The sequence below is a fragment of the Microcoleus sp. w1-18aA5 genome, from assembly GCF_036701705.1.
Taxonomy (GTDB): domain Bacteria; phylum Cyanobacteriota; class Cyanobacteriia; order Cyanobacteriales; family Microcoleaceae; genus Microcoleus.
Genome location: NZ_JAUPTE010000119.1, coordinates 1 through 13,054, shown reverse-complemented (window position 1 = coordinate 13,054; position 13,054 = coordinate 1). Strand labels below are relative to the sequence as shown.

The following is a 13,054-nucleotide window of genomic DNA, read 5'->3' as shown; positions in this document are numbered from 1 at the left end:
GAATTAATTATGAAATGGAACCGAAAGATCAAAAACAAAGGTAACTTAGTTAATGCAGTTTAGATGTCGAACAGCTTGATTCAAGTCTGGCGAGAAATATTTGAATCTAATCTAACCAGTAAAAACTATCAAATAGGTGTAGATTTATTTCCCCGCCCCCAAATTATGGGATACTTTTTGCACGAACTCATCCCATTAGAATTGGCTAGGCGATACCCAGAAATTTGGCGCCGCGAAGAAACTGCTACTGAAAAAGATATAGTCTGTCTTCTAGATGATTGCTTCTCGATAGAGATTAAAACGTCTTCAAGTAATCGTAATACATATGGAAATCGCAGTTATACTCAACTAAGCACTACTGGTATAGAAGGAAATAAAAATAAATCGGGCTATTATCTTGTTATTAATTTCCAGAAATTTAACAAAAACGTTCAAGGCTCACAAGTACCGCAGATTAATTTAGTCAGATTTGGATGGTTAGACCGAGAAGATTGGCAAGGTCAAGCGGCTACAACTGGGCAACAAGCGAAATTAAGTCCTGCTGTTGAACGTTATAAATTGCTGCAACTACCAACTTTAGAATAAAGATAACTGTGCTTCTCTGAGTTCCTTGTCCATCAAAAAATTATCTATTCTACTAGCGACAATCTCACAGTAATCAGCCCTAATTTCAAATCCAATAACTTGACGCTGCAAACCCAGAGTCACAATTGCTGTAGTACCGGAACCCATAAACGGATCTAAAACAATTTCGTTTAAATTCGATGCAGACTTGATGATGCGCTCGACAACAGCAACAGGAAATTGAGCGGGGTGAGGCGTGCGTTCTTTTGAAGCTCGGTTTTTCCCCGACGTAACTTTTGGGAACTGCCAAACATCCGTCGGATTTTTGCCTTTTAAGTTTACTTTAATCTTGCCGTTCTTTTTCTGATTCGGATATTTCACATTTGGATCGCGCACTTCATCCAAATTAAATGTATACTGGTACTGATTTTTTACATACCAGAGAAACTTTTCATTGCGGGGTGAAAAGAACTTGCTGCCCGCAACTCCCGCGCCGTAGTTCCAGACAACTTCTTGAATTAGATAAAAAGGCACTTTGTCCCAAAGCAGATAGGAAATCGGAATTGCCTTTGCCCGATCGCGAATTGACAAATAACCTAAATTAAGCCAAAACGCTCCTCGATCGAGCGTTACCCGGTAAACCTCTCCTATCCACTGCTCGCACCAGTTTAAATACTCATCTAACACCAAGGATTTTTCGTACTCTTTGCCGATGTTATAAGGCGGGCTGGTAACGGTTAAATCTACAAATTGAGCGGGCAGCAGCTTCAATGCTTCCAAACAGTCCATGTTATAAATTAAGCAATTAGGAGCTTGGAAGTACGGTTTACCTAAAAGCCTCGCGATATCAGTCAAGCTCATGCAATATTAGGGAAAGATTTTATTGACAAAGTACAAGATTTATAGTAAGTGAGTTCAGAAATCTTGTCAAACTCATCTCGATCGTGGAATCCCCCTGTCGGAAACAAAAGGTTACAATCGAAAATACATTCTATTTCCATAACATTACTGTTTATAGCTTGAACTCCTCAGTGACAAATAACAACACCTCAACTCAATCCTTTCAATTTGACTCAATTGACAGCGCCCTCGTAGACCTCAAAGCAGGTCGCATCGTGGTAGTAGTCGATGACGAAAACCGCGAAAACGAAGGCGACGTGATTTGTGCCGCCCAATTCGCCACCCCCGACAACATCAATTTCATGGCCGTGAACGCGCGGGGTTTGATTTGTTTGGCTTTGAGTGGCGAAAGGCTCGATCGCCTGGAACTGCCCCTCATGGTCAGCAAGAACACCGACAACAACCAAACTGCCTTCACTGTCAGCATTGATGCAGTCAACGGCGTCAGTACCGGCATCTCGGCCGAAGACCGCGCCCGCACCATCCAAGTAGCCATTCACCCGGACACCAAACCTCAAGACTTGCGCCGTCCCGGTCACATTTTCCCCCTGCGGGCGATCGACGGTGGCGTCCTCAAACGCGCCGGTCACACCGAGGCCTCGGTTGACCTCGCCAGACTCGCGGGTCTGTATCCCAGCGGCGTCATCTGCGAAATTCAAAACCCCGACGGTTCGATGGCGAGGTTGCCGGAATTAATCGAGTACGCCAAACTCCACAACCTCAAAATAATCAGTATTGCCGACTTAATTAGCTACCGACTCAAGCACGATCGATTCGTCCGCCGGGAAACCGTCGCCAAATTGCCCACTCAATTCGGCGAGTTTATGATTTACGCCTACCGCGACACCCAAGACAATTCAGAACACGTTGCTATTGTCAAGGGCGATCCGGCAGAATTTAAAGACAAACCCGTGATGGTGCGGGTGCATTCCGAATGCCTGACCGGCGATGCTTTGGGTTCCCTGCGCTGCGACTGCCGGATGCAACTGCAAGCGGCACTGAAAATGATCGAAAATGTCGGTTCTGGCGTCATCGTTTACTTGCGCCAAGAAGGTCGGGGTATTGGATTGGTAAATAAACTAAAAGCTTACTCGCTGCAAGATTTGGGATTCGATACTGTAGAAGCCAACGAACGGTTGGGATTTCCCGCCGACTTGCGGAACTACGGCGTCGGAGCACAAATGCTCAACGATTTGGGAGTAAAAAAAATTCGGTTGATTACCAACAACCCGCGCAAAATTGCGGGTTTGAAAGGTTACGGGATTGAAGTAGCCGATCGCGTCCCCTTACTAATTGAAGCCACAGATTACAACTCGATCTATCTGGCAACAAAAGCCGAAAAACTCGGTCATATGCTACTGCAAACTTATTTAGTAACAGTGGCGATTCAGTGGAACGAAAAAGGAGAAGGAAAAGAGGAAGATTCTGCCATTCAAAATCGGTACGAACACCTCGAAAAACTGCGGCATTTTGCGGCTAACCAGCACTTGCTGCTGCAAGAAGAAGCGCGGCCGGTGGGCATAGCCCTTTTCGGAGAAGGCTCCCTCATCGTTCACCTCGGCTTCGATCAAGCCGGACTCGCAGCCCCCGACTGGTACTTGGATGTAAACCATCCTTACGTCAAGGCGATCGGCCAAATTTTGGATGAAATCAGCACTGAGCCGAATTTGCAAACATTAGAATTCATGGTTTCCTCCGGTGGAGATCCGCTCAAAACCCTGCAAGTCCAGCTCGATCGCGAGACATTCCTGTTGTCGGAATTAACCAGAATTTGCGATCGGCTCGAACCTCAAAAAATCTACAGTTTTGCTCCTCTTGCCTGAAAGCAGAAGGTAGAAGCTAACCCCCCCTACCCCAGCAGGGGGGAAGGCAGCAGCCCAGAAAAACAGTGAATTTTAGAACAATACTTGTTGATACCAGCATCTTCCATTCGTCAGAAAGCAGCTACCAATAACAACAGTGAATAACAATGTGGATTGCCGTCTAATATTATGTCCGGTCGATTACCAGAAATCAGGTAGGGGCGGGTTTACCAACAATACTTGCCAATAATTGACAATCTCAAAAACCCGCCCGGTCGAGATATTATGGTCAATCCATCGGACATGATATAACAAGTCGATATAGCGACACTTGATAGAGAACCTTCGATGCACATTTATATTATTAAGCAGTATTAATAGTCATTAAATCATTCAAGAGGCTTTTTAATTAATGTTAATTTTTTTAGACATTGATGGTGTACTTATTCCTGACAGAAGACATGAAACATCGAGCTTGCCAACAGATATAATGAAATTTAATTCGGCTTGCCTTAATCACTTTGAGAATGTCCTTCGTTCCTATCCTAATGCGCGAGTAGTAATTTCATCATCCTGGCGTGAAATATTCCCCTTCGAGGTAATACCGCCATTATTTTCACCAGATATCGCTATCCGTATTATCGGATTCACCCCTTTTCTAAGCCCCAAAAATATTCATCAACACAAATATTTACGCCACCAGGAAGTTCTTGAGTATCTTCGACAAAATCAAGCAGAAAACTCACCTTGGGTAGCCATTGACGATATTCCAGAACACTATCCGCCAGATGCACCAGTTGTGGCTATTGATGATTACAATGGTTTTGACCAGAACTCAGCAAAGATACTTTCAGAATATCTAACTTGATTTCAAAGGTTAGGAAAAAAGTATCGGAATAGAGAGGGTAAATTTGACATGGAAATGAACGTTGGTGACTTTCTGCACCGACTCGATCTCAGGGGACAAGCACTTAAAGGCACCAACCTTGGCGGTGCGGAACTCCGGGGAGCCAACCTCCGAGGCACGGATCTCCGAGAAACTAACCTCAGCGGCGCTATGCTCAGGTATGCAGACCTGATTGAAGCCGACCTCACCGGCGCCAATCTCAGCGGGGCGGATTTAGCTGAATCATTTCTTAATTTAGCTAACCTCACTAGAGCTAATTTGACTGGTGCTGTCCTCCGAGAAGCTAATCTCGTAGGAGCCGAATTCACGGGAGCCAACCTCAAACAAGCAAGTTTGATCAAGGCTAATTTAGTAGGAGCAAATCTCCACGAAGCCAACTTAACCAGAGCCAACCTTAGCGGGGCGGATTTACGCGGTTCTCAGTTGAGCGGTGCCATTTTAGACAAGGCCGTATACAACAACCGGACTATCTTTCCCGAAGATATTGATCCGGGTGCAATGGGAGCATTTTTGCTAGCTCCCAATGCTTCTCTCCCTGGCTTAAATCTGGCTATGGTAGATTTGACCGAAGCGGATTTAAAAGGAGCCGATTTGCGGCGGACAAACCTATACCAAGCTATTTTATTTGGCGCAAAACTCGATCGGGCAAACTTAGCAGGAGCCAACCTCAGCGGAGCGGACTTGAGGGAAGCCAGTTTGAACGCCACGATTTTAGAAAAAGCTGTTTACAGCAACAAGACTTTGTTTTCCGAAGGCATTGACCCCGCTCTGGGCGGAGCTTATTTAATTGCTCCCAATGTATCGCTGCAAGGGGTAAATTTAACCGGAGCCGACTTAAACGGGTCAGATTTAAGCGGAGCTAATTTGAGCGCTTCTAACTTAACTTCGGTCAATCTCAAAAATGTAGACCTCAGCAGAGCTAGCTTAAAAAAAGCTTACCTCAAAGGTGCAAACTTGGAGGGAACAGATTTAAGAGGAGCCGATTTAAGCGGCGCAATTTTACACCAAGTAAACTTGAGTTCTGCTGACCTCCGGGGTGTAGACTTAACCAGGGCTGACCTCAGCGGCGCTAATTTAAGGGATGCCGATTTGAGGGAGACAGATTTCACCGGAGCTACTTTGCTGTTCGCTAACTTGAGCGGGGCCGACTTGAGAGGTGTAGACTTGACAAAAGCTGACCTCAGTGGCGCTAAGTTAAACGAAGCTGATCTCCGAAAAGCAGATTTGATGAGAGTAAATTTGGAGGGAGCAGATTTAACTGAGGCCGACTTGAGCGATGCTCATTTATTCCGAGTTAATCTCAGAGGTGCTAACCTGAAAGGTACTAACCTCAAAGGCGCAAGTTTAAAAGGGGTATTTTTGACTGACGCTTATTTGAGCGAAACGGATTTGACAGATCTAGATCTGAGTCCAAGTTTTTTTGAATTGCCGCTAGAATCGGAATGGTAATTAGTCATTTGGCAGTTGGCAGTTGGCAGTTGACAGTTGACAGGAAAGCAGTCATTTATCTGAACAATCTAAAATCTAAAATCTATCTGAACAATCTAAAATCTAAAATCTAAAATCTAAAATGGATCGACCGTTAGGCTCTGTTATTCAAGGTTCCCTGAGCAAGGGATTAGAAGTGCGACTGCACGCCGATGTTTCGGTGGAAGATATGAGGGTGGGGAAATTTCTAGTAGTGCGGGGGGTGCGATCGCACTTTTTCTGTATGCTCACCGATGTGTCTCTGGGAACTTCTAGCGCCCGCATTTTATCGAATCCTCCCAATCCCGACGACGATTTTCTGCTGGCAGTGCTAGCTGGTAGCAGCACCTACGGTACGATCGAACTGTCGCCGATGTTGATGTTGACTGCTGAAAGAGAAAAACAGCAGGCAATTTTCGACCCGACGAAAAACGGCGGAGTTCGCGAGAATAAGTTGGCGTTAGGAAATTTGGCTTCTTTTGAGTCACAAACCGGGGCGGATATTGAGTTGCTGCCGGTCAAAACTATTCCCAGCCACTTTTCGCAGGTGTTTGATGCCAAAGAAACTGATTTTCGGGCAGTTTTTGGCTGGGAAGATGACCCGTATCGCCGCAATTTTGCGATCGGCAAACCGATTGACATGGACGTTGCTGTGTGCTTGGATCTAGACCGATTTGTGGAACGCAGCAACGGAGTTTTTGGCAAGTCGGGAACTGGAAAATCTTTTCTGACTCGCTTGCTTCTGTCGGGAATTATTCGCAAGCAAGCTGCAGTTAATTTAATTTTCGATATGCACTCGGAGTACGGGTGGGAAGCTGTTTCGGAAGGGAAACAGTTCAGCACTGTTAAGGGTTTGCGGCAGTTGTTTCCCGATAAAATGCAGATTTATACCCTCGATCCAGAATCGACAAAACGCCGGGGAGTCCGCGACGCTCAAGAGTTGTTTTTAAGTTTCGATCAAATTGAAGTGGAAGACATCGCGCTAGTGCAGCGCGAGCTAAATTTGTCGGAAGCTAGTATCGAAAATGCGATTATTTTGCGAAATGAGTTGGGCAGTGGTTGGATCAACAAGTTGCTGGAAATGACCAACGAAGATATCCAAATGTTTTGCGAAGAAAAACGGGGAAATAAGTCTTCGATTATGGCTTTGCAGCGAAAGTTAGAGCGATTAAACGATTTGAAATACATTCGGAAACGCTGTCCGAAAAATTATGTAACTGAAGTTTTGCAGTGTTTGGATGGCGGCAAAAATGTAGTAATTGAGTTTGGTTCCCACTCGGATTTGCTGTCGTATATGTTGGCTGCAAATGTGATTACTCGCCGCATTCACCAAGCTTACGTGCGGAAAGCAGAGAAGTTTTTGCAGAGCAAAAATCCGTGCGATCGCCCGCAGCCATTGGTGATTACCATTGAAGAAGCTCACCGCTTTCTCGATCCGGCGATCGTGCGATCGACTATTTTCGGTACGATCGCCCGAGAAATGCGAAAATACTTTGTCACCCTGCTAATTGTAGACCAGCGCCCGTCAGGAATTGACGCGGAAGTCATGTCGCAAGTCGGAACACGGATCACAGCTTTGCTAAACGACGATAAAGACATTGATGCTATTTTTACCGGCGTTTCGGGAGGGCAGAGTTTGCGTTCAGTTTTGGCAAAACTCGACTCCAAACAGCAAGCATTAGTTTTGGGGCACGCCGTACCGATGCCCGTAGTCGTGCAAACTCGCCCCTATGACGAGCAATTCTACAGAGAAATCGGGGATATTGACTGGCAAGAAATGCCCGATGAAGAAGTATTTGCCGAGGCAGAATCTGCTAAAATGGATTTGGGATTTTAGATTGATAAGTGCTAGATTCATTACAGAACTTAGGCGAATTTTCCTGTAAATTAGTCTTGGCGAAAAATTGGCGATCGCTGGCAATGACAGAAATATGAAGATTTTTGCTTCAGTTATAAACGAAAAAGAGCGATCGATCGAACCGGAAAAAAATTAGCCCCCAGCTTTCCGTCAGAAGCTTTTCCCCTTTCACCCCCTTACCCCTCATCCCTAACTGCCCAAAATTTGCATAAGGTTAAACATGATGGAGATCGTGGAGCCTCGCAGTACAATGAAAGTCAAACAGGGCAACAGCCAGCTTTTATACACCTTTTGGTTACTCGTAGCAGAATTTGCTTAGCATATTTAAATAAAAATGTCAATAAATATTTTAAACACTTACTGGCATCTAATACGGCGATCGAGTTCGGTTATCTCGCATCCCACCATCTAGGCAGCGAGAAAATTTCAAGCGATGATGGAACAGAGAGCAAAACAAAGCCCTCGAATTGCATGAGTCTGTTTGCATGAGTATTGTGAAGTTGAGTGGCAGTTAAAACTAACAGGGAATTCAAAACCTTAAGGAAAAATGTAGAATCTTGACCTTAAGACAGAGGTTTTTACTCTTTACGATCCTCAAAATTGGGAATAATATTGAGAAAACTAAACTCTTGCTTCACTTCGCCTTGAACTAGCCGTTAAAGCTAGCGAGCTACCGAAAATCGAGGGGGATTACTGGAAAATCCAGCACAAAAGTAATTCCAAACAAAAAGCTTCTACCGATCGTCACCGATAAACAAGAGGGGAAACATCCCCTTTGTCGCAGTCTTTATCCCACTTGCAAAAGTGGGACAGGGTATCACCAACTTTTTATCTGTTGTTACAAGGAGTGCAATACTCACCCATGTCCACCACAACCCCCAAAAACAAAACAGTGAAAGCCGATCGCATGGGCAGCCGGCCATACTCCTCAACGGATACGGTTCGTACCTATCTGCACGAGATCGGTCGCGTACCCCTGCTAACCCGAGAAGAAGAAATTGTTTTCGGGAAGCAGGTGCAGCAAATGATGAAATTAATCGAAGCAAAACAAGCACTTGCTAAAGAATGGCAGCGGGATCTGACGAATCAAGAGTGGGCTGCCGAAATGGAGTTGACCGAACCTGAACTTAGCCGCATCTTACAAATAGGGCGGCGGGCCAAGCAAAAGATGATTGAAGCCAATTTGCGGCTAGTAGTGGCGATCGCCAAAAAATACCAGAAACGCAATATGGAATTCTTGGATTTAATTCAAGAAGGCACCCTCGGTTTAGAACGAGGAGTCGAAAAATTTGACCCGATGCGGGGATACAAATTTTCTACCTATGCCTACTGGTGGATTCGGCAAGCAATTACCCGCGCGATCGCCCAACACGCCCGCACAATTCGATTGCCAATTCACATCACCGAAAAACTCAACAAAATCAAAAAGGTGCAGCGGGAACTCACCCAGCAGTTGGGCCGGTCTCCCTCCCCTGCCGAAATTGCCGCCGCTTTGGAACTGCACCCTTCCCAAATTCGGGAATACCTGCTGATGGCAAGACATCCAGTTTCTTTGGACTTGCGGGTAGGAGACAACCAAGATACCGAACTGCAAGAACTCTTAGAAGACGAAACGGCATCTCCAGACAACTACATTACCTCGGAATTACTGCGGCAAGACCTCAATACTTTGATATCAGAACTTACCCCCCAGCAGCGAGATGTAATAATTTTGCGCTTCGGTTTGGAAGACGGCACAGAAATGTCTCTAGCAAAAGTCGGAGAACGGTTAAATCTCAGCCGGGAACGGGTGCGGCAGCTAGAACATCAAGCCCTTGCCCACCTGCGGCGCCGCCAATCTCAAGTCCGAGAATACTTGGCTAGTTAGTCACTAAAAAAGTTGAGATTTTCCCCAAAATCTCAACTTTTTTTTTCTTGTTGGCGCTGCAGGGAAGAATACTTTTATACAGTTAAAAAAAAGAATCCAACTGTAGGCCAGTGTTCCAAACCCTTATGGAATAGGTCAGGCCAAATTATTCAGTTATTTAATATAAAATTTAAAATCTAAAATGGTATTATTTGAGAGGTCGATCGCCCGATCGGGGCGGAGGCAAAATTTGTCAAAACTAATCTTAGATTTAACTTCAGGAACCGGGCGGGCGATCGTTCCTTTAAGTTTATAGCCAATATTAAGCCAAATACCCGGTTTCTCTACAATCTTGGTGAAACTGGTACAAGAGGCGCTTGGAACCAGCTATTTTAAATTTTGGGGTCTGGAGTGGTTTTGACTTATTTGATATTGACAGGAAGTTTAGAAGCGATCGCGATCGTGCTTGCTCTCTCGCCCGGTAACTTGAGCATCCCATTCCCCGCACGCCGGGCACACGACTCGGACATCAAATCCGGCGTTTTAAGCTCGCAATCTCTGCCAAATCCTGGGGCAGATACAGCTAGCACAGGTTTAGCAGATGGCATTTACCTCTACGGCCAGTCGAGCCAGCCAGAGGAAATTAAACAAGAATATTTTGTATTTGAAATGCGGCAGAGTAAGGTAGTCGGCGCTTTTTACCTGCCTCGGTCTGCTTTTTACTGTTTTTACGGCACGGGCGATCGAACTCAGTTAAATTTAACAGTAGTGGATAGTTACGACGGCAGTCGCTCTCCCTACTCGGTAAACCTGCAACAGTATTACCCAATTTCTACCATCAGCGAGAACGATCGGCGCATCTTGGGAATTTGCAAAGAATCTCACAAACAGCAGGTGTGGGAAAAGTAGGAAACACGCGCTGCGCCACCAGTCAATCGATTTTAGATTTTAGATTTTAGATTTTAGAATAGAAGAAAGCAACCCGACTGATACATCGGACGCCCCGGAGCAAATTGCTTTCGGTCAGGGTTCAGGAAACAGTAGTAAAATTGCTCCTGAGTTGAGATTTCGGACGGACACCACACACATGGCAAGATGAAACTGCGTCGGAAAACACTATCGATTGTTGGCATTACCATTGCTGGATTGACTGGCATTCTGTATGTCGCCTCCTCAAGCATCCTCTTGGGCAGCCTGATCAAAGCAGAGGAACAAGAAGCCACACAGGTTGTCAAGGGAGTGCTCAGCGTGTTCGGGCAAACCGCAGATGACTTCAACTCGCGCTTTGCCGACTGGTCGTCCTGGGACGACACCTACACTTTCATCCAAAACCGCAACTCAAAATTCATTGCCTCCAATTTAATTCCAGAAGGGCTGGCTAATATAAGAGTTAATATAGCCATTTTTGTCAATACTTCTGGCAAAATAGTTTACAGTACGGGTTTAGACAGCCAAAAGCTGAAACTAACGCCTGTTCCAGAAGCATTAAAACGGCGCATTTCTCTCAGCGACCCGCTGTTGCAGCACCCCAACGCCAAAAGCAGCCTCGCTGGTATCCTGCTGCTACCGTCAGGGCCAATACTGATTACTTCCCGGCCAATTCTCACGACTAAAAGCACCGGCCCGATCCGGGGTACGCTGGTATTCGGGCGCAATTTGGATGCTACGGGCATTGCGAAGGTTTCTAAAATTACTCGCTTGCCACTCATTGTACACAGCGTTAATGAGGCTCAGTTGCCTGCAGACTTCGAGAAAGCGCGGGAGAAACTGTCGGAAAAAAAACCGATTTTTGTGCGTCCTTTAAGCGAAGAGTCGATCGCGGGTTACGCTTTGATCCGGGATATTTACAACCAACCTGCGCTGCTATTGCGGGTGGATATCCCCAGAGAAATATATCGGCAAGGTCAAATTAGTTTATTGTACCTGCTGGGGTCTGTAGCGCTAGCGGGAGTTGGGTTGGTCGGCTGCACTCTGCTGCTGCTAGAGCATCTGGTGCTGTCTCGGTTGAGCGGTTTGGCGAAAGCAGTCAACCACGTCAGCAGCAGCCAAGACCTCTCGGTGCGACTACCTGTGACGGGCGAAGATGAGTTGTCCGACCTTGCCCATACTATCAACGGAATGTTGAGTGCGATCGCCCAAGCCGAAAGCGAACAACTTGAGGAAAAAGCCCGCTACCGAGCTGTCGTGGAGCAAGCTACAGATTGCATTTTCCTGTGGGACGCTCAAACCAAACGTCTTTTGGAAGCCAATACAGCGTTTACAGACTTGCTCGATTACAGTCTTGATGCGATTTCGCAACTGACTATTTACGATATCATCGCTTACTCTAAAGACCTAATTGACAACAATATCGAGTTGCTTCTGACGGACAAACAATTCAGAATTGGCGAAGTTCTCTACCGCCGCCGAGACGGTTCCTGCGTGGATGTAGAAGTGAGCGGGAGCGTGATTTCCTACGGAGGCCGCGAGATTATTTGCACAGTTGTCCGCGACATTACCGAGCGCAAGCAAGCAGAAGCCGAACTGCGAGCCTCGGAAGAACGCTACAGACTTTTGTTTAAAAATAACCCCCATCCGATGTGGGTTTACGATTTAGAAACTCAGGAATTTATAGCCGTCAATCAGTCTGCTATCGAACACTACGGCTACACTCGCGACGAATTTCTCAACATGACCGTTGCGGACATTCGTCCCCCCCAAGAGCTGCCGAAATTGCTAGAAAATATATCCCAAGTAGATGCCGGTAGTGAGTTTGCAGGTGTGTGGCAGCACCAGAAAAAAGACGGAACAATTATTGATGTAGAAATTACTTCTTATGGTCTGGTATTTGATAGCAGGAATGCTGAATTAGTTCTGGCTCACGACGTGACCGACCGCTTGCAAGCCGAGGCCGAACTCTACAAGGCAAAGGAAGCAGCAGAAGCAGCTAGTTTGGCTAAAAGTCAGTTTTTGGCTAACATGAGCCACGAACTACGAACTCCTCTGAATGCGATTATCGGTTACAGCGAGATTCTACAAGAAGAGGCTTTAGATTTGGGCGAAGAAAATTTTGTGTCTGATTTAGAGAGAATTCACAATTCAGGCCAGCTTTTACTAACCTTAATTAATGATATTCTGGACTTGTCGAAGATTGAAGCCGGTCACGCGGAAGTGGAATTAGAAACTTTTGACGTGTCGGAGGTCGTTCAAGATGTAGCTAGAACTGTGGAACCGCTATTTTTGCGAAATACAAATCGCCTGAATGTGGAGTGTCCTAATAATATTGGCGAATTGTATTCCGATCAAATTAAGCTTACTCAAATTTTGTTTAATTTGCTCAGCAATGCAGCTAAGTTCACTCATAAAGGAACAATTCTACTTAGCGTTGAAAGAATTAAAAATGACGAGAATAGTTGGGATTCAGAACAGTTAATTTTTAATTGTAGTGATACTGGGATTGGGATGACTCCTGAACAGCTACAAAAGTTATTTCAACCTTTTACGCAAGCTGATGCTTCGACTACCCGCAAGTACGGAGGTACGGGTTTGGGTTTGGCAATAGCGCAGAAATACTCTCAGATGTTGGGGGGAGAAATTACTGTGGCTAGCGAGTTTGGCAAGGGGTCAACATTTACCTTAACGTTACCAGCATAGATCGATTTTAGATTTTAGATTTTAGATTTTAGATTTTAGATTTTAGATTTTAGATTTTAGATTTTAGATTTTAGATT

General features: G+C 45.5%; 9 protein-coding genes. 8 read left to right on the top strand and 1 reads right to left on the bottom strand.

Features of this window, described 5'->3' with window-relative positions; translation table 11 throughout:
• Positions 1 to 75: 75 nt before the first annotated feature.
• Positions 76 to 585: a ScaI family restriction endonuclease gene (locus Q5691_RS26255; protein WP_333348038.1), complete on the top strand. Its 510-nt coding sequence runs from the start codon at positions 76 to 78 to the stop codon at positions 583 to 585.
• On the opposite strand, the gene Q5691_RS26250 is transcribed toward Q5691_RS26255, so the two are convergent.
• Positions 577 to 1,425: a site-specific DNA-methyltransferase gene (locus tag Q5691_RS26250; protein ID WP_333216415.1), complete on the bottom strand. Its 849-nt coding sequence runs from the start codon at positions 1,423 to 1,425 to the stop codon at positions 577 to 579. The genes Q5691_RS26255 and Q5691_RS26250 overlap by 9 nt on opposite strands.
• Before the next feature lie 170 nt (positions 1,426 to 1,595).
• On the opposite strand from Q5691_RS26250, the gene ribBA reads away from it, so the two are divergent.
• From ribBA to Q5691_RS26215, 7 genes are all read left to right on the top strand, one after another.
• Complete coding sequence (gene ribBA / locus Q5691_RS26245) at positions 1,596 to 3,287, top strand: bifunctional 3,4-dihydroxy-2-butanone-4-phosphate synthase/GTP cyclohydrolase II (RefSeq protein WP_333216417.1); 1,692 nt, start codon at positions 1,596 to 1,598, stop codon at positions 3,285 to 3,287.
• A 391-nt stretch (positions 3,288 to 3,678) separates the two neighbouring features.
• Positions 3,679 to 4,134, top strand: a complete 456-nt coding sequence (locus Q5691_RS26240) for an HAD domain-containing protein (protein ID WP_333348035.1) — start codon at positions 3,679 to 3,681, stop codon at positions 4,132 to 4,134.
• A gap of 48 nt (positions 4,135 to 4,182) precedes the next feature.
• The gene (locus Q5691_RS26235; protein WP_333216421.1) at positions 4,183 to 5,622 is read left to right on the top strand and encodes a pentapeptide repeat-containing protein; all 1,440 of its coding nucleotides are present in this window, start codon (positions 4,183 to 4,185) and stop codon (positions 5,620 to 5,622) included.
• A 121-nt stretch (positions 5,623 to 5,743) separates the two neighbouring features.
• Entirely contained in the window at positions 5,744 to 7,477 is a 1,734-nt protein-coding gene (locus Q5691_RS26230) for an ATP-binding protein (protein ID WP_333229810.1), read from the top strand.
• An 883-nt stretch (positions 7,478 to 8,360) separates the two neighbouring features.
• On the top strand, positions 8,361 to 9,365 hold the full coding sequence (locus tag Q5691_RS26225; protein ID WP_333216423.1) for an RNA polymerase sigma factor, RpoD/SigA family: 1,005 nt from the start codon (positions 8,361 to 8,363) through the stop codon (positions 9,363 to 9,365).
• A gap of 390 nt (positions 9,366 to 9,755) precedes the next feature.
• The gene (locus tag Q5691_RS26220) at positions 9,756 to 10,253 is read left to right on the top strand and encodes a hypothetical protein (protein ID WP_333348032.1); all 498 of its coding nucleotides are present in this window, start codon (positions 9,756 to 9,758) and stop codon (positions 10,251 to 10,253) included.
• A gap of 186 nt (positions 10,254 to 10,439) precedes the next feature.
• A complete protein-coding gene (locus tag Q5691_RS26215; protein ID WP_333348030.1) occupies positions 10,440 to 12,977 on the top strand; it encodes a PAS domain S-box protein in 2,538 nt (845 codons plus the stop codon).
• Positions 12,978 to 13,054 lie beyond the last annotated feature (77 nt).